Origin of the sequence: Haloplanus aerogenes, assembly GCF_003856835.1 — an archaeon.
GTDB classification, from domain to species: Archaea; Halobacteriota; Halobacteria; order Halobacteriales; family Haloferacaceae; genus Haloplanus; species Haloplanus aerogenes.
Genome location: NZ_CP034145.1, coordinates 2,815,303 through 2,836,081, shown reverse-complemented (window position 1 = coordinate 2,836,081; position 20,779 = coordinate 2,815,303). Strand labels below are relative to the sequence as shown.

Sequence of the window (20,779 nt, the reverse complement as noted above, 5' to 3'; positions counted from 1 at the left end):
CTGTGGCTTCCGGCGCTGGCGCGTCACTCCTCCAGTAGTTCACCGTCGCTCCGCTCGTCGTCGTCGGCGCGGCGGCGCACGTCCACCCGGTAGTGTTCGAGTACGTCCCGGCCGAGAAGCAGGGGGTAGTCCATGTGACTCCGATCCTCGACGCTCGCGGTGACGGTGTGTTGCGTGCCGCCGATGCCGATGACGAGGTCGACGACCGGGCGGGCCTTCCCCGACTTCATGCTCCCCGATTTCACGCGCGTCATGCTCTTGATCGGCCCGGCGCCGATGTCGGCGGCGAGGCTGGTGTCGATGCTCGTCCGCGTCGCTCCCGTGTCCGACTTCGCTTTCACCTGCGTCGATCCGCTGGTGCCGCTGACGATCACGTCCTCGATGTAGCCGATGACCGGCAGGTCCTCCTGCTCCGGCGGCGTGATGCGTGGCTTGCACGAGGGCGTCGAGTCGTCGAGCGTCGCCGAGAGCTGTTCGACGCGGTCCTCGTCGACGCTCCCGCCGGCCTGTTCGATGGCGAGTTTCGCCACGTAGGGGGCGGGGCTGGTGCCCGTGGCCTGATACAGCCCCTTGAACCCCGCCGTCGGGTTGACTTCGAGGACGAACCAGCCGTCGTCTCCTTCGATGAGGTCGACGCCAGCGTAGTCCAGTCCCATCACTTCCGCCGTGTAGAGCGCCGTTTCCGCCGCGGACTCGGGGAGGTCGTCGGTAGCGTCGGCCACGTCGCCGCCGAGGGCGACGTTGGTCCGCCAGTCCCCCTCCGGTGCGTAGCGATACATCGCGCCGACGATGTCGTCGTCGACGATGTACACTCGGAGGTCACGATGGCGGCTCTCGTCGCGTTCCACGAGGTCCTGCAGGAACGCCTGCCGGTTGCCGACGCGGGGGTTGACCGGTTCCGTCAGGTCGACCTTCCACGTCCCGCCGCCGTGGGTGCCGATGGCGGTCTTGTAGACGCCCACGTCGCCGAAGCGGCCGCGGCCGCTGTTGAGGCGCTCGTTCGACAGCGCGAGGAAGGCATCGGGGACGCGAACGTTCCAGTCCGCGAGCGTCGCCGCCGTCGCGAACTTGTGGATGGCGGTCAGCACCGCGTCCGGTTCGTTCAGCATCGGTCGGATACGGTTGAACGTCGTCGCCAGCCCCAGCAACTCGGCGGGTTCGCTCGTCGTCGACAGGAGGAGGCGGTTGGCGACCACGTCTACGTCCGGATCGACCGTCACCTCGCTGTCCTCGATGGTAACCGTCGTGTTCTCGCGGCGGAGCCACACCGGTTCGTGCCCGAGGTCTTCGACTGCGTTCAGAATCGCCTTCGTCTCCTTGCTGTTGTGGAGCGACAGTACCCCGACACGGACGGGGGCCTGCTCGTCGTCTGTCATAGATCCGTGTTCCTGAGCATCGGTAAAAGGCGTGCCGATGGCTCGGCGCAGACGCGATGCAACAGGTAGTTAACGGCCCGTGGCGTCGCTCCCGACATGGACGCCGCGCTGGTCATCCTCGACGGCTGGGGGCTCGACGGGCCCGGTCGTGACGCCGTCTCGACCGCCGACACGCCGACGTTCGACCGCCTCCGCGAAACGGGGGCCTTCGGCACCCTCGACGTCTCCGGTCGCCGGGTCGGCCTCCCCGACGGACAGATGGGCAACAGCGAAGTCGGCCACCTCAACGTCGGCGCCGGCCGGGTCGTCACCCAACCGCTCGCGCGCATCGACGACTCCATCGACGACGGCACCTTCTTCGAGAACGACGCCCTCCTCGGTGCCGTCTCCCACGTCGCCGACACGGGCGGCCGCCTGCACCTCATGGGTCTCGTCAGCACTGGCGGGGTCCACTCCCACCAGCGACACCTCCACGCGTTGATCGACCTCGCCGCCCGCCACGGCGTCGAGGCGGTCACGCACGCCTTCACCGACGGCCGCGACACGCCGCCGACCGACGGCGTCGACTCCGTCGTGCAACTCGCTGCGGCCGCCGACGAGTACGGCACCGGCGACGTGGCCACCGTGATCGGCCGCTACTACGCGATGGACCGCGACGAGAACTGGGAGCGGACGCACCGCGCCTACGACGCCATCGTGAACCGGGTGGCCGATCACACGGCCGCCACCGCCGTCGACGCCATCGAAGCCGCTTACGACCGCGGCGAGACCGACGAGTTCGTCGAACCGACGCTCGTCGACGACCGTCCGCCGATCCGGGACGGCGACGCCGTCGTCTTCGCCAACTTCCGCGCCGACCGCGCCCGCCAACTCGTCCGGATGCTGACCGACTTCGACCCCGACTGGGGCTTCGACACCGACCCGCCCGACACCCACCTCGTCACGATGACCGCCTACGACGAGCGCTTCGACTTCCCCGTCGCCTTCCCACCCACCGATCCCGAGGACACGCTTGGAGAGGTGCTCTCGACGGCCGGCAAGACCCAGTTGCGCATCGCCGAGTCCGAGAAGTACGCCCACGTCACCTACTTCCTCAACGGCGGGCGGGAAGTGGAGTTCGAGGGCGAGATCAGACACATCGTCGAGAGTCCCGGCGTGCCAACGTACGACCAGCGCCCCGAGATGAGCGCCGTCGAGGTGACCGACACCGCCATCGACTACATCGAACGCGACGACCCCGACGTACTGGTGTTGAACTACGCCAACCCCGACATGGTCGGGCACACGGGCGACTTCGAGGCGGCAGTCGATGCCGTCGAAGCCGTCGATGCCCAGCTCGGCCGACTGGTCGAGGCCGTCCGCGCCGCCGGTGGGCACGTCCTCGTCACGGCCGACCACGGCAACGCCGACGACATGGGGACGCCCGACGACCCGCACACCGCCCACACGGACAACCCGGTGCCGTTCGTCTACCTCGCCCCCGGCGACGACCCGTCCGGCGGCCGGCGGATTCGCCCCGGCGGCTCGCTGTGTGACGTGGCACCGACCCTCCTCGAACTCGTCGGTATCGAGCAGCCGGCGGCGATGACCGGCGAGTCACTGCTGGAGTAGGCGATAGGTCGGTTCGGCGAACACGAGGACCGCCAGCGCCGCCGCCCCGACGACGATCCGCGGGTCCATCGCGGCCGACAGCGACACCTCCCCTATCGCCCCGAACGAGGCGCCGGCGACGACGCCCGCGGCGACCCACGGCACCTCCCCGATGGCGGTGCCGAGCGCGAACGCCCTGACCGGGACGCCCGCGACGCCCGCGCCGGCCGACACCACGTCCGACGGGAGCGGCAGGAGGCGACTCCCGACGACGCTCCGCAGGTCGCCCGTCTCCGCGACCAGTCGCTCGCCCGCGGCGGCGACCGAGCCGTCACCCGCCCCGAGCCCCGCCACCCAGTACGGCGGGAGACTCGTCACGACGACCAACACGAGCGCGAGCGGGAAGCCCCGCAGGCCGAGGCCGTAGCCCGCCACGACGGCCAGCGGCGTCGTCGGCCACGCGAACAGGGGGCGGACGACGGCGACGACGACGAGTGCGGCCGTCAGGCGGAGCGGATCGGCCGCCACCCACGCCAGCCGGTCGAGGACTGCCCCCGGCGAGACGAGGACGCCGAGGAGGGCCACGAGGACGACGAGACCCACGCCGGCGAGGAGTCGCACGCGACGGTCCATACTCCGTCGCTCGTCGCCGTCGGTCAAACGGCTTGCGCTTCTCTGGATTCGCGTGGGTGACGTGAGTGACGTGAGCGGGACGTTGATGGGGGGTCGGGTCGAAGCGGCGATCAGTGACGGACGATCGCGCACGCGAGCGGGCGCACGAAGACGACCGCGTCGCCCTCGCCCTCGACCTGCTCGCCGCCCTCGAACACGACGATCTGCCGCTCTCGGCCGTCGTCGACCGCATCGAGACGGTGACGACCGATCCCACGCTCGTTCGAACGATCCTCGACGAGGCCGAACTCCGGGGCATCATCGAACGCGACGAGGGCCGGGTCCGGATGCAGCGTGGCGGGTTCGTCCGCTTCGAGCGCCACGTCGTCACCCGTGAGGGCGACTTCGACTGCCTGCGCTGTGGCGCGTCGCTCTCGACGGGCCATTTCCTCCAACTCGACACCGGCGAACTCGGTCCCTTCGGCTCTTCCTGCGTGCGAAAAGTGCTCGGCCGGGACTAGCGCCCCTGCCGCAGTTCCTCGATCAGTTGTCTGATCGTCCGCTCCTGCCGTTCGAGGCGTTCGTTCTGCGCCTCCACCTGCTTTCGGAGTTCGGACAGTTCGCGGGCAACGGCGTCGTCGTCGACGACGCCCGCCGACTGGAAGCCCGAGCCACCGAACCCCTCGTCCCGTTCGGTGCTGGCCGTCTCTGCCGTCGCGGTGTCGCCGGCCGTTCGGTCCGTGTCTGTCGTCATCCCTTCGTCCGTCTCCTCCACGTCGCCGTCGACGCCGCTCGTGTCGAGCGGATCGGGACCGTCACCGAACGACACTGTGTCGCCGTCCTCGGTGTCCGGGACGCTCTCGTCGTCGTCCTCGTCTTCGGCCATCGCCGCGCGAAGTTCCTCCAGGTCGTCGACGTTGTGGTACGCACACACCGCGGAGACGAGGCCCTCGCGTACGGCCCGTGCCTGATCGTTCGGCGTCTTGAACCGCTCCTGATGCCCGTCGACGGTGATGACGACCGACGTGGCGACGCTTCCCTCCTCGAAGTCGAGGTCGGTCACGTCCCCGAAGTGGTACTCCTCGTACTCCTCGTCCCAGACGGCGGCGCCGATGTGGCGGACGAGGCGAGCGCTGGTGATGACGATGGTCAACTCGCTGAACCGGTAGGTCTGCTTGACCGTCTCACCGGGATCCGTGATGCCGCGGGCGTTGAACACGCCGGCGAGGACGGGGTGGAGCACCTGATCGAGCTGTTTCGTCGGCACCGAGAACGTGCGCTCGCCGTCGAGCCCGTAATCGAGCGTGATCTTGGCCTTGCGTCGTCCTTCGGATACCCCAACGTGCTCGGCATCGTGGGGGAACTCCTCGACTGCCTCGTCGGAGAGGAGGCCCTCCGCCCGGTAGACGAGCGTCCGCGTCGGTGTCACGAGAAGCAAGTCGTCGCCGCCGAGTCCCACGCGCGCCGCCACGGACTCGCCGTCGAGGGTGGACTGGACGATCTCCGGCAGACTCATGGGCGGAATGTCCCCGCGGCGGCTGATAATACTGCCGGCTGGACGTCGATAGCGCTGTTCGCCACCCTGAGGTAAACCGCCGACAGTACACCTCCGGAGGGTGGATTGATATGGGAAGCTTCAAGGGCGGCATTTGCCTACGACCTACTGCGCCCGGGTGGCTTAGCTGGACATAGCGCCGCACTCATAGGGTATTCGAGCTTCGGTGCGGATACACCTCGGCCTTGGAAGCCTCCGCCTCCCTCGAGGCCCGCCGAGCCTCGTAACCTGGGACATGCGGAGATCGTGGGTTCGGAGCCCACCCCGGGCATTTCCCGTTCTCGACCGTCGAGTCGGAACACCGCGCCGCTATCAGCACTTTTTACTCCGACTCAGTTCTCCAACGGGTGTAGATGGTCTCAGAGGGTTGGAGCCAGTCGGTGAAGTCGGTCATCGACCGCCTGCGCACACCGTTTGTCGACGCCCCGACCGGCGTCGTGTTCGTCGTCGCCACCGCTGTCGTCTTCTATCGACTCGGGGAGCGGCCGCTGTGGTGGTGGGACGAGTCGTTCTACGCCAACGCCGCTCGCCACGCCGTCGAGCAGGGGCACTGGCTGGTCCCGCACCTCGCCGGGTTCGACACGATTCACGCCTCGCCGTTCCTCGAGAAGCCACCACTCGCAATCTGGCTCGAAGCGCTCTCCATCGGCGTCTTCGGCCCGACCGAGTTCGCCGTTCGCCTGCCGTCCGCCACGGCGGCAGTCGGTGTCACCGTCCTCGTGTACGTCCTCGGCCGACGGCTCTACGGACCAGCGGCCGGTCTCGTCGCTGCCGCCGTCTTCCTGACGACGCCGGCGGTACTCGTCGGGACGAACGCCGCACGCTTCGGTGCCACGGATATGCTCCACGTCTTCTTCGGCTCCCTCCTCGTCGCCCTCGTCTGGTTCCACGCGACGGAGCGGTACGACGCGTCTCCCGTCCTCGTCGGTGCCGTCGCGGCCGCCCTCCTCCTGACGAAAGGGTTCGCTGGCGGCGTGTTCTTCCTCGCGCTCCTCCCGCTTCCCCTCGTCTACCGTGACCGGTTCTCCCCGCGATTCGTCGGCATCGCCGCGGCCATCACCGTCGTCGCCGTCGGGTCGTGGGTGGGTGCGGTGTACCTTCGCGTGGGTGATCTCTTCGTCGAGGAAATCTTCCTCGAACCCGTCTGGCAACGTATCGTCGGTACCGATACGCCCTCGACGGGTCGGCAGACGCTCGTGCCGATCTTCGAGTATCCATATCCGACGGAACTTCAGTCGCTGTTTCGGCCCTGGTGGTTCCTCTTTCTGGCCAGCGTCGGTGCGGCGGCTGTCTCGTTCCGGAGCGACGGCATCGAGAGCGCGACGCCCGGCTTCCTGCTCTGGTGGACCGCGGCCGCCGCCGGGCCGTTCGCCTTCTTCGGGACGAAGACGTGGTACATCCTCCCGATGTACGCCCCGGCAGCGATCACGGTGGGGTGGCTCGTCGCAACCGCGCTCGACGGCTACCGGCCGTCGGCCGTCGGCGTCGTCGTGGGCACCGTCCTCGCCGTCGTGGCCGGGAGCGACGGTCGGCTCTACGGTCCAGGTGGGTTGGTCGACGGGCCGTTGGCACCCGACTGGACGGTCGCGACCGCCGTCACTCTCGTCTGTCTCGGCGGCTGGCTGCTGACCACGGACGTGCTCGACCGCGGATCGCTCTCCCTTCCGGGAGGGGTGTCGCTCGATGTCCGCTCGCTCGCCCGGGGGCTGACGGTCGGCGCCGTTCTGGTGTTCGTGGTGAGTGCGCTCGTCGGCGCTCCCTCCGTCTACGCGGCTGGCTTCGGCGACGAACCGACCGATACGGAGTTCCGCCGCCTCGGTGAACGAACCGCCGACGTCGTTCCCGCGGACGAGCGCGTGTACGTCCAGCCTAACGCGGCCGCCGTCTGGTTCTACTCCTCGTACCAGTTCTACGCAGACCGCCCGATGCAGAAAGTCTCGGTCGAACGGCTTCGCACGGACCCGCAGATCAGATACGCGGTCCTCACCACGAGTGGCGTGGCTGTCGTGAACGATCGGAATCCGACGGTCGTCGCGGAGAGTTCACACCTAGACATTGCCCTCGTCGAACTCGATTCGCCCGAGGACACCTGATCGCCGTCTTTGGGGCCTCTGTGTGGCTACAGCCCCGTTTCTCCCCTCACTCGCCAGCGAGAGATAATATCTCTCCCAAGCCTACTATGAGACTTAGGGTCAGGCATTAATACGACAGAAGTATAATCTCAGTCACACGCTGATAATGAAACGCGCACTGACGCTCAGGGACCTGTTCCGCCTGCTGTCGCCCACCGAATGCTTGGTCGAGGCCTTCTCGATCATCCTGTTGCTCATCGCGATGGTCGGGTGCGCGGCGGCCGCCGTCCCGTTGTAGCGCAACCGTCGTCCGCCCCAGCCGCTTCACGACGCTTACTTGGTCCAGATAGCCTTCACGTCGCCCTTCGGGAGGGATGCCTCCCACACGAGTCTGATATCGCGCGCCCGCGTGCCCTCCGGAACGGCATACACCAACTCGCCCCGTCTGACCGTTCGTCCAGCGAGTTCGCCGCCTTCGTAGGGATTGGCACTCACTTCCTGGTGCTGGGGCATTTGCTCCCCGTCGACTTCGAGGACGAACGACGATGCGGGCGGTGCGTCGTGTGGTTCCTCCAGCCGATTGCGTACGTCGACTTGCATCACCGCCCATGCTTTCTCATCCGGTGCCGAGACCGGTGTCGTCGTCGCGGCGGGCGTCGCCGTGTCGTTCGTCGTGTCGGCCGTCTCGTTCCCCGACGTGGAGTACGTGGATTCGAACGAGCCACCGAGAACGTTGATATACAGTCCCGTCGGGACGGCGTAGTAGTGGCTGAAGTCGAGTTCGCGCGGATGGATCTTTATCGACCACGTCTCGTCGAAGGCGCCGAGACGGAAGTGGAGGGTCGTCAGATACTGCGGGAGGAAATCGGGGCTGTGCCACTCGCCGGTTTCACCGGCGTCCAGCGGCATCTCGACTTCGCCGGCGGTTTTCCACTCGCCGTCACCGACCTTCATCTGGAGCGGCGATCGGAACGTCCCCGCTGCCGACCCTGTGTTCTCGACGGCGATGATGAAGTTCGTCACGACGTTCAGGGTCTTGTTGCCGGGGAAGCGTGCACCGCGGAGTTCGAAGTTCGGCGCCCCCGTCTCTGTCGGCGTCGGCGTGGCTGTCGTCGAGCCGTCACCGTTCGAACAGCCGGCGAGGGCGGCGATTCCGGCCGAGGCGAGGAACGCGCGGCGTCGCATACTTCCGCCTCCGGGCGGCCGACGTAAATGGAATCCGATTCTCGCTCGGTTGGTGCCTATATTAATTCTGATTGACATCCGGTCCCGTCCGACCAATCGACGACTACCATCAGGAGTCCCCCCCATCCGTGATTTTCCTCCCGTGTTGTGCCCGTGCAGACGACCTGCCTATGTCTGACACACACACGACAAGACCACAAAACATATACCAGACTTGGGTAAAGAAAGGGCCGTACCCCTACCAGTGATTGCGCTGTCCCTCCGGACGGCACGGTCACAAATCGACAGGAAAGAGGAGCGACCTCCGGAATGTCACTGCGAACACAACAACGAAACACATGACAGACTATAACGACAAGGCCCGCGCAGTAATCCTCGCGGCGCTGATGGTGTTCTCCGTTTTCGCGGGCACCGTCGCGCTTTCGGGGACGGCTGCTGCGGATTATGGTGGTGACAGTGGCGCTACTGCCACCGACGTTCCCACCGGTGATCCTGGCTTTGACCAAACGGTCACTTTCACCTCGGTCACCGGCGGTGCAGATGGTACAGACACAATAACGCTCACTTACTCTGGAGTTAGCGGCGTCTCGGCTAACAGCGTCGAGAGCGCGGCATTCCAGGGTAGCAGTGGATTCTCGGTCAACAACACTACGGTTACTGGTGGTGGTGACGTTGAGATCGGCATCAACACCAGTGCCTCCGGATCTGAGGATCTGGAAATCGTGGTCAATGTTGACGCTTCTGGAGCTTCCACTGGCCCCCGAACCCTGGCCGCGACGGCGGCTGTCGGCAGTGCCCCGACGGACCCCGGGTTCGACGTCACTGCTAGCGCCGGCGGTTCTGACAACCGTGGCGACGGCGCAGGTGGCGACTTCAACACCGCCGACGGTACCGGTGTCATCTACCCCGGTGCGACCGTCTTCCAGGGCGAGTCCGGCCTCGAACTCGGTGGCACCCTCTCGGGTGGCATCGTGAAGACGGCCGGTGACGCCGAGGGTGTGCCCCTCGAAGTCCCGGACGTCCCGCAGGACCAGGCAACCGGTCGCTACACGACCGACGGTGCCTCCGGCTCCGATGGCGTGACCGTCCAGCGTCCGCGCGTGACCACGCTCGACGTGGAGAACGCGCAGGGCGCTGACATCGCCGGCGGCTCCGTGCCGCAGGGCGACGATAACGAAGGCTCTGGTGAACTGACGGTCGTCGGTTCCTGGAACTACGAGGACGCCGAGGACCTCGAAGTCACCGTCGAGAACGACGACGGTCTCGACGTGACTGGCGACGCCATCACGGGTAACGACGACCCCGGCGGCACGTCCGACCCGGCGACTCGGACCGCGAGTGACGTTGGGCAGATGGGCGCCGGTAGCAACGAGGTCAACTGGGACCTCGATCTCTCGGACCTCAACACGGGAACGTTCACGATCACGCTCGCTGGCACGGACGACCTCGACTTCGGTGAGGCCAGCCAGAGCACGACCGTCACCGTCACCGGTGACGACGACGTGTCCCTCGATCTCGACTCGTCGCGCGTCACGCGCGGTGAGGACGTGACCTTCAGGATCCGCGGCTCGAACGCTGGCGACTTCCACGTCGTCACCATCGAGTCCGACGAGTTCCGCTCGCAGACCCAGTCCCCGACCGCGAACAACAGCATCTTCCGGAACGTCGGAGATGTTGTCTCGAAGGGCTCCCGACTTACGAACGGCGGCTACGCCTACGCAGTCGTCGAGATTGACGACGACACGGGTGTCGGCATCGGTCAGATCGACACGACCAACCTCGACGACAGCAGTGTCGACGTCAACCTCTACGCACAGAACTCGACTGCGCCGACTGGCTCCGCCATCGACGGCGCAGCCATCTCGAGCCGCCTCGAGGACGATCCCTCGCTCACGGTCGAGCAGGGTGACGTCGAGATCAACCAGCCCGGCAACACGTACGTTGTCGGTAGCGAAGTCGACCTGAACGGTACGGCGTCGGAAGGTATCGACGACGTTGCCTTCTACGTCCGCCGCCAGGGCGACTACCAGCTCGTCGACCTCGACGGACGGAGTGACAACGGTATCACTCAGACCTCGCTGAACGTCGACGCAGACAACACGTTCGAGAAGGAGGACCTCGTTCTCTCCGCCGGCGACGGTGACGGGAACGACCTCCTCTCCCAGCCCGGTACGTACCGCTTCGGCGTGATCGACACGGCCGACGTCGGTGGGACGGGCAGCATCGACTCCGACGTGAACGTCTCCACGTTCAACACGGGGACGAGCAGCCAGAAGTCGCTGCGCGTCACCGACACGGAACTGGACGCCAACATCCAGACGATCGGTGGGCAGGTCTCCACCGACGACCGCGTGGTGAACGTGACCGGCACGGCGCTGGGCTCCCAGACCGTGGCGTTCATCTTCATCGACGAGCGCGGTAACGTCCACTACACTGACCTCTCCGTCGACGACGACAACACGTTCGAGGAAGAGGACCTCAACGTTGGTAGCGACCTCGTCGAAGGTCAGGTCAGTGCGCACGCGATGACCGCCGGCCGCGACGATCAGTTCGGTGAAGGTCTGTCCACGTCGGGCAGTGACGCGTACTCGCGTCTCCAGTCCCTCGCGAGCAACCTGGACAGTGACTCGCTGACCGGTAGTCAGGCCCGCGCACGTCTCCTGGACCAGACGACCGAGGCTGTTGCGAGCGACGACCGCATGGTCACGCAGCAGTTCCGCCTCGCTGACTCCCGGACGACGATCGGTTCGGTTTACCCCGACGGCATGGAAGCCTCCGGTGTGAACCCGGTGGGCGTCGACGACACGATGGTCGTCGAAGGCCGCACGAACCTGCGTCCGGACGACAACTCGATTACCGTGGAACTGCTGACCGAAGAGGGTGACTCCGTCGCCCTCGCAACCACCGAGGAGTGGAGCTACGACGGCTCCTACATGGTGTCGCTGGAGCTCGAGGACGTGCAGACGGGCACGTACACGCTCGAGGCCGACGACTCCTACAACTCGGACACGGTCGAGGTAGAGATCGTCCAGAACGTCCAGACGGCGACGCCGGAACCGACGGCAACGCCGGAACCGACGCCGACGGACACCGCGACGCCGGAGCCGACGCCGGAACCGACGCCGGAACCGACGCCGGAACCGACGCCGGAACCGACGCCGGAACCGACGGCGACGGCGACGCCGACGCCCACTGAGGGCGGCGGTCCCGGCTTCGGTGCCATCGTCGCGGTCATCGCGCTCATCGCGGCTGCGCTGCTGGCCGCTCGGCGCGACAACTAATCGGTCGATCGTGAGCCACGATCGAGTCGCTTCGTGCGGCTCGATCGACGGTTACGATCGTCCGACGAACCACGACTGACCGCCGAAAGCGGTCGTTCGGTGCGGATTCTTTTATTTGACGTAACGACTCACAGGAGCCGATAGCGGCAGCGCCGTCCGACGATGGCGGCGAGAGTAGTCACTGAGCCTCATCCTTCGTGACGATCTGTTCTCGATACCGATGTTGGCTGGTTGTCGTAGCGCCGAAAAACGAACCGCGGCCCCGAACGGCGAGTGATTCGCGTTCGAACTGGGGTGCCAGTTGATGGGGGGGAGAGGTGGGCCGCGGGCATCGGATGCTTGTAGAGCCTGGTGTATAAGTGTGTTGTCGAATTTGACATGTTCGTCCAGACGGCGATGACTGTCGCGGCGACTCCTAGATCACGGAGCGACTCCCGTCCAGTACTGCATGATGCGGTCCGCGCTCTCCGGAAATATTCTTCGAGATGTTGAGGGGTAGGCCGGTTTGGGGTCGCTCCGGAACCACTAAACGCGTCTCGCGCCTTCGTCCGGTAATGACCGACTGGACGGAGAAATACCGCCCATCCACGCTCTCCGCGGTCCGGGGAAACGACAAGGCCCGTGACGCACTGGCGGAGTGGGCGAAGACGTGGGACGACCACCGAGAGGCGGTCGTCGTCCACGGCAGTCCGGGTGTGGGCAAGACCTCTGCTGCCCACGCTCTCGCGGCCGACATGGGGTGGGAGACGGTCGAACTCAACGCCTCCGACCAGCGCACGGCCGACGTGATCGAACGGTTCGCCGGTCGCGCCGCGAAGAACGCGACGCTCGCCGGATCGATGGGAGACGGGAGCGGCGGTCGGCAACTGGTCATCCTCGACGAAGCGGACAACATTCACGGCAACTACGACCGCGGCGGTGCGAGTGCCATCACCAGGGTCGTCAAGGACGCCGATCAGCCCATCGTCCTGATCGCCAACGAGTACTACGACATGAGTCGAGGACTCCGCAACGCCTGTCGGGAGATCGAATTCCGGGACGTATCGGCACGTTCGATCGTCCCCGTCCTCCGGGACATCTGCCGGCGCGAGAACGTCGAATTCGACGCCGACGCCCTCGACCGTATCGCCGAGGTGAACGACGGCGACCTCCGTTCGGCGGTGAACGACCTGCAGGCGGCCGCGGAGGACGACCGTCGGCTGACCGTCGACGACGTGGTGACGAGCGACCGCGACCGGAGTTTGGGGGTCTTTCCATTCCTCGACGCGGTGTTGAAAGAGGAGTCGGCGGAAGAGGCGATCCAGTCGGCGTACCGCGTCGACGAGACGCCGGACGATCTGACGAAGTGGATCGCGGAGAACGTCACGAAGGTGTACGAGGGGGCGGAACTCGCTCGGGCGTACGACAGCCTCGCGGACGCCGACCGGTGGTTGGGGCGAGTACGCGCTAGCCAGGAGTACGGCTACTGGCGCTACGCGACCGATGCCCTCGCCGGCGGCGTGGCGGCCGCGCGCGACGGGTCCAAGGGCGGGTGGACGCGATTCAACCGTCCACAGTTCTGGCCCTCCTCCGACTCGACCGCGGACGAAGTAGTCCGCAAGGTGGCCGAGCGCGGCGGCTTCAGCATGGCGACGGCGCGTCGCGAGGTGCTCCCCTTCCTCGCGGCGATGACTCACCACTGCAAGCCCCGTGATCTGACCGTCGCGATGGTCGCCTACTACGATCTCGACGAGGCGGCGGTGTCGTTCGTGACGGGGAGCGGCGAGACGACGAACAAGGTAGAGTCCATCGTCGCCGACGCACAGGAACTCCGTGAGTCGGAGCTAGAGGAGCATTCGGGGGCGTTCGGCGGAGGCCGGGGGGACGTGAGTGACGGCGTCGACGAGGGGCGTGTTCTCGACGGCGATGCCGACGACGCGGACGGCGCGGACGATCCAGTTGACGGAGACGGAGACGGAGACGGAGAGACTGCGGATGCGGATGCGGATGCGGGCGCGGACGCGGACGCGGACACCGACGACGGCCAGTCCGGCCTCTCCGATTTCATGTGAGCGTCTCCGAAGCCACGGTCGATTCGCGCTGCACCGTGCCGGCACGAACGTATCGACAGTGGCGATAATCCCTATGAGTTTTGGGCCGTCGCGGCGTGGCGACGGGTATGCGCGCCGCAGTCCTCCGGGAACACGGCGAACCGCTGGAGATCACCGACGTCGAACGACCCGATCCCGCGCCTCACGGCGCGGTCGTCGAGGTCGAGGCCTGTGGCGTCTGCCGGAGCGACTGGCATGCCTGGCAGGGCCACGGCGAATGGGTCGGGGACCGCGTCTCGGACGGTCAGATCCTCGGACACGAACCCGCCGGTCGGGTCGTCGCCGTCGGCGACCAGGTCGAGACGGTGAGCGAGGGCGACCGCGTCGCCGTCCCGTTCAACCTCGGTGACGGCTCGTGTCCCCAGTGTCTGAGCGGCCACGGCAACGTCTGCGAGGACGGCCTCGCCCTTGGGTTCCAGCAGGAGGCCCAGGGGGCGTTCGCGGAACAGGTCCACGCCCCCCACGCCGACTACAACGCCATGCCCCTCCCCGACGGTGTCTCGGCCCGTGACATGGCGGCGCTCGGCTGTCGGTTCATGACTGCCTTCCACGCGCTGACCGCTCGCGGCGATGTCGGCGCCGGCGACTGGGTCGCTGTCCACGGCTGTGGCGGCGTCGGTCTCTCGACGGTCCACATCGCCGATGCCCTCGGCGCACGGGTCGTCGCCGTCGACATCCGCGACGCGGCGCTCGACCTCGCCAGCGATCTAGGTGCCGACGCCGTGGTGAACGCCGACGGGAAGTCGGGACAGGAGGTCACTGGCGCGATTCGCGGCGAGACGGACGGCGGCGCCCACGTCTCCGTCGACGCTCTCGGTGTGGCCGAGACCTGTCGGAACTCGGTGTTCTCCCTGTGCCGCCGGGGGACCCACGTCCAGGTCGGGCTGACGACCGACGAGGAACGCGGCGAGGTGTCGCTCCCGGTGGAGCGCATGGCGATGATGGAGGCCGACTTCCACGGGGCGCGGGGGATGCCGCCGACGCGCTACGACGAACTGCTCCGCTTGCTGGAATCGGGCTCTATCGAACCCGCGCGTCTCGTCCGCCGGGAAGTGTCACTGTCGGACGTGCCGGAGCGACTGGCGGCGATGACCGACTACGAGACGACGGGCGTCGAAGTCGTCACCGAATTCTAACTCACCGTGGAGCCGACGCGACCGTCGGCCCGTGCCCGCCGCGTGAGGACGGCGACGGCGGCGACGATGGCGCCCGCGAGCAGGAACGCGGCCGCGTTGACGAGGCGAACGGTCGACGTGTAGAACACGAGGTCACGGCCGAGGAGCATCCCGACGAAGAGGAGGGTGAGCGCCGTCCCCGTGGCGATCCGAAGCCGAGACACTGCCGAGTCGGCGAGCCACCGGGTCGCGGCGAGGAGCGCGGCGACGGTGAGCAGTGCCGCGCCGTAGAAGACTGCCTGTCCCGCCGGACCGTACGGTGTCGGCGTGAAGACACGGCTGGCGAGGACGGTGACGACGAGGGCACCGAGCGCGACGAGGAGAGCCCGACGGACGCGTTCGAGCGTCGGTCCCGTCTCCTCGCGTGCCGAGAGCGCCGTCCACACGAGCAGCGAGAAGATGGTGAGCGCGACGACGAGGTGGGCGCCCTGCGTCGGCGGCGAGTACCCGTCGGGCAACATGCCGTTGAGCGTCACGGTCACGGCGCCGATGCTGATCTGGAGGGGCAGGAGGAGGGCGGCGAGCGTGGCCGTGAGTCGGGTTCCCGTCTCGGGCCGGCGCCACGCCCAGACGGCGGTGCCGATGATGAACCACCCCGTCACCATGGCGACGAGGCGGTGGAACCACTCGATGAAACTCGGAATCGTCTGGGGGAGGAGGCCGTTGTCACAGAGCGGCCACTGGGCCGAACAGGCCAGCCCCGACCCCGTCGCGGCGGTGTAGACGCCGAGCATGACGAGCGTGAGCGTCAGCCCCGTGGTGAACGCGGCGAACCGGGGAAACGTAACTCGGTCGCGGAGGCTCATACGCGCGCTTCGGCACCCTGCGTACTTAGACCTGTCCGAACCTCCCGTTCGTGAGGAATCGGCCCAAACGTTTAGGAGGAATTGGAAGTCACGAGAGATTCTCGCCGAGAATCTCTCGACAGTTACGATACCTCCTGTTGACGTGTGGGCGCCGGTGACACCACGCGCGTTCGTCGCTGAAGCTCTCGTCGTCTGCCGAATACCGTTGTCGACGCGCCACGGAAGGTTTTTTGTCTGCCCCCTTGTGGTCGCGCCTATGGGACTCGAAGACGACGCCAGGGAGTATCACCGACAGGACCCTCCCGGCAAGATCGAGATTTCGACGACGAAGCCGACGAACACACAGCGGGATCTGAGTCTGGCGTACTCCCCCGGCGTGGCGGCCCCGTGTTCCGACATCCACGAGGACCCGGACCTCGCCTACGAGTACACGTCCAAGGGCAACCTCGTCGGCGTCATCTCCAACGGCTCGGCCGTTCTCGGTCTCGGCGACATCGGCGCGCAGGCGTCCAAGCCCGTCATGGAGGGGAAGGGCGTGTTGTTCAAGCGCTTCGCCGACATCGACGTCTTCGACATCGAACTCGACTTCGACGACCCCGCCGACATCATCAAGTCGACGCGGGCGATGGAACCCACCTTCGGCGGGATCAATCTGGAGGACATCAAGGCACCCGACTGCTTCGAAATCGAGGAGCGCCTCCGCGAGGAGATGTCCATCCCCGTCTTCCACGACGACCAGCACGGTACCGCCATCATCACCGGTGCCGGCCTCGTCAACGCCGCCGACATCGTCGACAAGGATCTCGACGATCTGACGGTGACCATCTCCGGGGCGGGGGCGAGCGCCATCGCCACCGCCGACTTCTACGTCTCCCTCGGCGTCCGGAGAGAGAACATCACGATGTGTGACTCCTCGGGCATCATCACGTCCGAGCGGGTCGAGGCGGGCGAACTCAACCAGTACAAGGCCAAGTTCGCACAGGACCGCCCGGCGGGCGACCTGGCCGACGCGATGGAGGGGGCGGACGTGTTCGTCGGCCTGTCGGTCGGCGGCATCGTCAGTCAGGAGATGGTGCGGTCGATGGCCAACGATCCCATCATCTTCGCGATGGCCAACCCCGAACCCGAAATCGACTACCACGACGCCAAAGAGGCCCGCGACGACACCGTCATCGTTGGCACCGGACGGTCGGACTTCCCGAATCAGGTGAACAACGTCCTCGGCTTCCCCTTCATCTTCCGGGGTGCCCTGGACGTGCGCGCGACGGAGATCAACGAGGAGATGAAGGTCGCGGCGGCCCGCGCGCTCGCGGCTCTCGCCCGCAAGGACGTGCCCGACGCGGTCGTGAAGGCCTACGGCGACCAACCGCTCCAGTTCGGCCCCGAGTACATCCTCCCCAAACCCGTCGACCCGCGGGTGATGTTCGAGGTGGCACCCGCCGTCGCGCAGGCGGCTATCGAGAGCGACGCGGCCCGGAAATCCATCGACCTCAGCACCTACCGCGAGGAACTGGAGGCACGACTCGGCAAGTCCCGCGAGATGATGCGGGTCGTCCTCAACAAGGCCAAAACGGACCCCAAACGGGTCGTTCTAGCGGAGGGGACCGACGAGAAGATGATCCGCGCCGCCTACCAGATCACGGATCAGGGGATCGCGACGCCCGTCCTGCTGGGTGACCGCGACGAGATCTGGACGACGATGGACGACCTCAGCCTCGATTTCGAGCCCGAAATCGTCGATCCCAGCGCGGACGAACTCGAACCGTACGCTGAGCGGCTGTACGAACTCCGCAAGCGCAAGGGCGTCACCCGGCGCGAGGCGAACGAACTCGTCCGCGACGGCAACTACCTCGGAAGCGTGATGGTGGAGATGGGCGACGCCGACGCCATGCTCACCGGTCTGATGCACCACTACCCGTCCGCCCTGCGTCCGCCGCTGCAGGTGATCGGGACGGCCGAGGACGCCGAGTACGCGGCCGGCGTCTACATGCTCACCTTCCGGAATCGGGTGATCTTCGTCGCCGACGCGACGGTGAATCAGGACCCCGGTGCGGCCGAGTTGGCGGAAATCGGCCGGCATACAGGTGAACTCGCCCGTCGGTTCAACGTCGAACCCCGGGCTGCCCTGCTCTCCTACTCCAACTTCGGGAGCGTCGACAATCAGGGCACGCGCAAGCCCCGGCGGGCCGCGAAGATGCTCCGTGACGATCCCGAGGTCGACTTCCCGGTCGACGGCGAGATGCAGGCCGACACGGCGGTCGTCGAGGACATCCTGAACGGCACCTACGACTTCGCGGAGCTAGAGGAGCCGGCGAACGTGCTGATCTTCCCGAACCTCGAAGCTGGCAACATCGGCTACAAACTCTTGCAACGGCTCGGCGGCGCGGACGCCATCGGCCCGATGCTGGTCGGGATGGACAAGCCGGTTCACGTCCTCCAGCGCGGCGACGAGGTGAAAGACATCGTCAACCTCGCGGGCGTGGCGGTCGTCGACGCGCAGGAACGCGACGAGTAGCGCTAATCTCCCGCCCGCCGTTCGGCCCGCGACGGCGGCGGAATCTCGGGTGTCGCGTCCTCGGTATCTGGCGAGGGCGTGCGACTACGGCCGTGAGTCCGCGACGGCCGGCCGTCTCGTTCGGGAATCACGCACTTCTCCTCACGGCCGTTGACGTGGGCGTACCGCTCGGGCGCGTTTGCCAGCGGGTGCGCGGGGTTGACGCGACTGTCGATCCGCGCCGCTCGGAGTTCGTCGAAGTCTCCGATGCGGGCGCGGATGCCGCGCCAGTGATACTCGCTCCGTGACGGCACGGTGACCGGGCCGGTTGGCTCCCAGTCGGGGTGATCGGCGGTCAGGACGGCCCGGTTGACGTTCGCCGCGAGGTCGTCGTGGTCGACGAGGATGCCGACCCGCGAGCCGGGTGGCGCCCGTGCGGCGAGGACATCCAGCCCGAGATGCAGCGCCCGATACTCCGCGACGTTGTTGTCCGGCGGTGTGTCTTCGAGCGCGAGTCGGGCGACCCGCGTCCCGTCACGCGCTTCGATGACCGCCCCGAGGCCGCCACCGTCGGCTCGATAGGAGCCGTCGGTCGCGACGTAGAAGTGTCGGTGATGGGTGCGCGGCGGATGCGCGATGTGGGGCGTGGGCGAGTCGTCGAACAGATCCCGGAGCGTCGAACGGCCGTGAACGGCCATACGCTGCCTTCGCGGTCGGGTTACTTAAACGTACGGCGGCGCTGGGTCGGTCGTTGGCGTCGATGACGGGATGTCGCGTTCGGCTCCGGCATCCGAACCGTCTCGGACATGATCAATCGTCCGACACGAACCCCGATCGGACGCGCGACGACGTGTCGAGCGAGCCGTCGACGGTGCGGTGTGGATACGGGATCGAGATTCCCGCGGCCTCGAACCGGTCGGTGACATCCTTGACGAACCGCCCGCGAATCCCGAGGAAATCGGAATCGCCAGGATCGCGGATCCAGATCCGGCCCTGTAGGTCGAACGACGCCTCGTTGATCTCCATCAATTTGACCGACGGTGCCGGCTCTTCCAGGATCTCTTCTTCCGCCTCCGCGGCGGCGATGATGTGGTCCATCGCGTCGTCGATGTCGTCCTCGAAACCGATTCGGAACGTGAATTTGAGCCGTAGCGTCCGGTTTCTGTCGTAGTTTTTGATCACGTCGTCGGTCAACTGCGAGTTGGGAACCGTCAGGTGTTCGTTGTCGAACGTGCGAACGCGAGTTACCCGGAGACCGATATCTTCGACGAACCCGGAGTTCCCTCCCCACTCGATCCAGTCGCCAGTTCGAAACGGCTGGTCCGTGTAGATGAAGACGCCGGCGACGAAGTTCTTGATGACGTCCTGTAGCGCGAACCCGATCGCGAGCGTGGCGGCTGCCCCGACGGTCGACAGGGCAAGCAGGATGTTGCCGTAGCCCGCGAGCGCGAAGCCCAGGCCGAGACCACCCAGGACGACGATCGCGTAGCTGAGCACCCGGAGAGGCTTCCGAGCGTGTTCGTCGACACCTTGCCGACGGAGCAGACCGTCGACAAAGGGAACGAAGAGCTGTTTCCCGATGATGTACAGCGCGACGAACACCACGACGAACACAGCTGCAGAGCCGATCGCGCTCGCCAGACTGGGAGGGATTCCGAAGTCGGTGAGATATTCGCCGACGAATCCGGTCTCGCTCCCCGCAGCCTGGAGGACAGGCCCGTTCATGCCCCGTCACCCACTGCACTCCGTATTTCCGCCGCCCATCGATCGGCTCGGTCCAGTTCGATTCCCGCCTCCGTACGGCACCGCACTAAGTGACCCATACCCCACTGTGTGGCGCATTTACACTAATCGATGGCGGGGCGAACGGGGACGGGTAGTCGGACGCGGTGTCGGGGAGTCGGTGCCGTTCGGTCCCGCGTGCCGCGTCGAGCGACCCGTAACACCTACACGGTCGACGGCCCTCACCACACGCATGCCCTTGACTGCTCGCGACCTGATGGAGACGGACGTAGAGACGGTCGCGCCGGACGACGAGGTAAGCGAGGTGCTCGGCCGACTGGCACGGGCCGACTTCAACGGGTTTCCCGTCGTCGAGAGCGAGACGTCGGAGACGCCTCGGGAAGACGGCGAAGCCGTCGATGGTGGCCGCGTCGTCGGCATCGTCACCCAACACGACCTCGTCCACCTGTTCCAGACCGAGGACCGCGTGTTGTGGCTTCCCATCGGCCTCCCGCCCTTCACCGAGACGCTCACCTACGCCATCGACGTGTCGTGGGACGACCTCGACCTCGGCATCGACCTCGCGAAACACGCCGGCCGACCGATCCGCGAGGTGATGACGGCGGACGTGGTGACGGTCACACCCGACACCGACCTCGACACCATCCTCGACCTGCTGGCCGACGACGAACGGGATATCAATCGGCTGCCGGTCGTAGAAAACGGCGAACTCGTCGGCATCGTCGCCCGGCAGGACGTGCTTCGAACGATCCGCGACCAGCGGCGGGAATCGAAACGTTGAGTGCCGCGTCGGGTCGATA

Annotated in this window: 16 protein-coding genes, 1 tRNA gene and 1 pseudogene; 11 read left to right on the top strand and 7 right to left on the bottom strand. The window is 66.6% G+C overall.

Features of this window, described 5'->3' with window-relative positions; translation table 11 throughout:
* Nucleotides 1–23: 23 nt before the first annotated feature.
* Nucleotides 24–1,376: a putative ATP-dependent zinc protease gene (locus DU502_RS14495; protein WP_121921466.1), complete on the bottom strand. Its 1,353-nt coding sequence runs from the start codon at nt 1,374–1,376 to the stop codon at nt 24–26.
* A 96-nt stretch (nt 1,377–1,472) separates the two neighbouring features.
* Between DU502_RS14495 and gpmI the strand changes: the two genes are divergently transcribed.
* Complete coding sequence (gpmI, locus tag DU502_RS14490) at nt 1,473–2,987, top strand: 2,3-bisphosphoglycerate-independent phosphoglycerate mutase (RefSeq protein ID WP_121921465.1); 1,515 nt, start codon at nt 1,473–1,475, stop codon at nt 2,985–2,987.
* On the opposite strand, the gene DU502_RS14485 is transcribed toward gpmI, so the two are convergent.
* Complete coding sequence (locus DU502_RS14485) at nt 2,973–3,599, bottom strand: VTT domain-containing protein (protein ID WP_121921464.1); 627 nt, start codon at nt 3,597–3,599, stop codon at nt 2,973–2,975. The two genes, gpmI and DU502_RS14485, sit on opposite strands and share 15 nt — an antisense overlap.
* 113 nt (nt 3,600–3,712) lie before the next feature.
* Here DU502_RS14485 and DU502_RS14480 point away from each other — a divergent pair, with 113 nt between their 5' ends.
* Complete coding sequence (locus DU502_RS14480) at nt 3,713–4,099, top strand: DUF5830 family protein (protein WP_121921463.1); 387 nt, start codon at nt 3,713–3,715, stop codon at nt 4,097–4,099.
* Here the strand turns inward: DU502_RS14480 and DU502_RS14475 are convergent.
* Nucleotides 4,096–5,094: a DUF7115 domain-containing protein gene (locus DU502_RS14475; RefSeq protein WP_121921462.1), complete on the bottom strand. Its 999-nt coding sequence runs from the start codon at nt 5,092–5,094 to the stop codon at nt 4,096–4,098. The two genes, DU502_RS14480 and DU502_RS14475, sit on opposite strands and share 4 nt — an antisense overlap.
* A gap of 151 nt (nt 5,095–5,245) precedes the next feature.
* On the opposite strand from DU502_RS14475, the gene DU502_RS18395 reads away from it, so the two are divergent.
* The 3 genes from DU502_RS18395 to DU502_RS18920 all read left to right on the top strand — a co-directional run bounded on the left by DU502_RS18395 (nt 5,246) and on the right by DU502_RS18920 (nt 7,503).
* Nucleotides 5,246–5,404: transfer RNA gene (locus DU502_RS18395), tRNA-Met, on the top strand.
* Between the two features lie 82 nt (nt 5,405–5,486).
* On the top strand, nt 5,487–7,226 hold the full coding sequence (locus DU502_RS14470) for an ArnT family glycosyltransferase (RefSeq protein WP_121921461.1): 1,740 nt from the start codon (nt 5,487–5,489) through the stop codon (nt 7,224–7,226).
* A 145-nt stretch (nt 7,227–7,371) separates the two neighbouring features.
* The gene (locus tag DU502_RS18920) at nt 7,372–7,503 is read left to right on the top strand and encodes a hypothetical protein (RefSeq protein ID WP_277872149.1); all 132 of its coding nucleotides are present in this window, start codon (nt 7,372–7,374) and stop codon (nt 7,501–7,503) included.
* A gap of 35 nt (nt 7,504–7,538) precedes the next feature.
* Here DU502_RS18920 and DU502_RS14465 read toward each other — a convergent pair whose 3' ends face one another.
* Nucleotides 7,539–8,390 (bottom strand): hypothetical protein, encoded by an 852-nt coding sequence (locus DU502_RS14465; RefSeq protein ID WP_121921460.1) that lies wholly within the window; start codon nt 8,388–8,390, stop codon nt 7,539–7,541.
* A 338-nt stretch (nt 8,391–8,728) separates the two neighbouring features.
* Between DU502_RS14465 and DU502_RS19125 the strand changes: the two are divergent.
* The 4 genes and pseudogenes from DU502_RS19125 to DU502_RS14450 form a co-directional block, all read left to right on the top strand.
* Nucleotides 8,729–8,818 (top strand): annotated as a pseudogene (locus tag DU502_RS19125) (surface glycoprotein); the annotation flags it as partial.
* A gap of 294 nt (nt 8,819–9,112) precedes the next feature.
* Nucleotides 9,113–11,671 carry an HVO_2072 family ArtA-dependent S-layer glycoprotein gene (gene csg, locus DU502_RS14460; RefSeq protein ID WP_166033586.1) on the top strand — a complete coding sequence of 853 codons (2,559 nt, stop codon included), beginning with the start codon at nt 9,113–9,115 and terminating at the stop codon, nt 11,669–11,671.
* Between the two features lie 554 nt (nt 11,672–12,225).
* Entirely contained in the window at nt 12,226–13,722 is a 1,497-nt protein-coding gene (locus DU502_RS14455) for a replication factor C large subunit (protein WP_121920143.1), read from the top strand.
* A 107-nt stretch (nt 13,723–13,829) separates the two neighbouring features.
* Nucleotides 13,830–14,897, top strand: coding sequence for a zinc-dependent alcohol dehydrogenase family protein (locus tag DU502_RS14450; protein WP_121920144.1), 1,068 nt, complete (start codon nt 13,830–13,832; stop codon nt 14,895–14,897).
* Here the strand turns inward: DU502_RS14450 and DU502_RS14445 are convergent.
* Complete coding sequence (locus tag DU502_RS14445; RefSeq protein WP_121920145.1) at nt 14,894–15,742, bottom strand: COX15/CtaA family protein; 849 nt, start codon at nt 15,740–15,742, stop codon at nt 14,894–14,896. The two genes, DU502_RS14450 and DU502_RS14445, sit on opposite strands and share 4 nt — an antisense overlap.
* A 256-nt stretch (nt 15,743–15,998) precedes the next feature.
* Here DU502_RS14445 and DU502_RS14440 point away from each other — a divergent pair, with 256 nt between their 5' ends.
* Nucleotides 15,999–18,257 carry an NADP-dependent malic enzyme gene (locus DU502_RS14440; protein ID WP_121920146.1) on the top strand — a complete coding sequence of 753 codons (2,259 nt, stop codon included), beginning with the start codon at nt 15,999–16,001 and terminating at the stop codon, nt 18,255–18,257.
* A 2-nt stretch (nt 18,258–18,259) separates the two neighbouring features.
* Here DU502_RS14440 and DU502_RS14435 read toward each other — a convergent pair whose 3' ends face one another.
* Nucleotides 18,260–18,934 carry a ribonuclease H family protein gene (locus DU502_RS14435; protein WP_121920147.1) on the bottom strand — a complete coding sequence of 225 codons (675 nt, stop codon included), beginning with the start codon at nt 18,932–18,934 and terminating at the stop codon, nt 18,260–18,262.
* A gap of 112 nt (nt 18,935–19,046) precedes the next feature.
* Nucleotides 19,047–19,961, bottom strand: coding sequence for a mechanosensitive ion channel family protein (locus DU502_RS14430; RefSeq protein WP_121920148.1), 915 nt, complete (start codon nt 19,959–19,961; stop codon nt 19,047–19,049).
* 250 nt (nt 19,962–20,211) lie between these two features.
* On the opposite strand from DU502_RS14430, the gene DU502_RS14425 reads away from it, so the two are divergent.
* Nucleotides 20,212–20,760, top strand: a complete 549-nt coding sequence (locus DU502_RS14425) for a CBS domain-containing protein (RefSeq protein WP_121920149.1) — start codon at nt 20,212–20,214, stop codon at nt 20,758–20,760.
* Nucleotides 20,761–20,779: the final 19 nt, after the last annotated feature.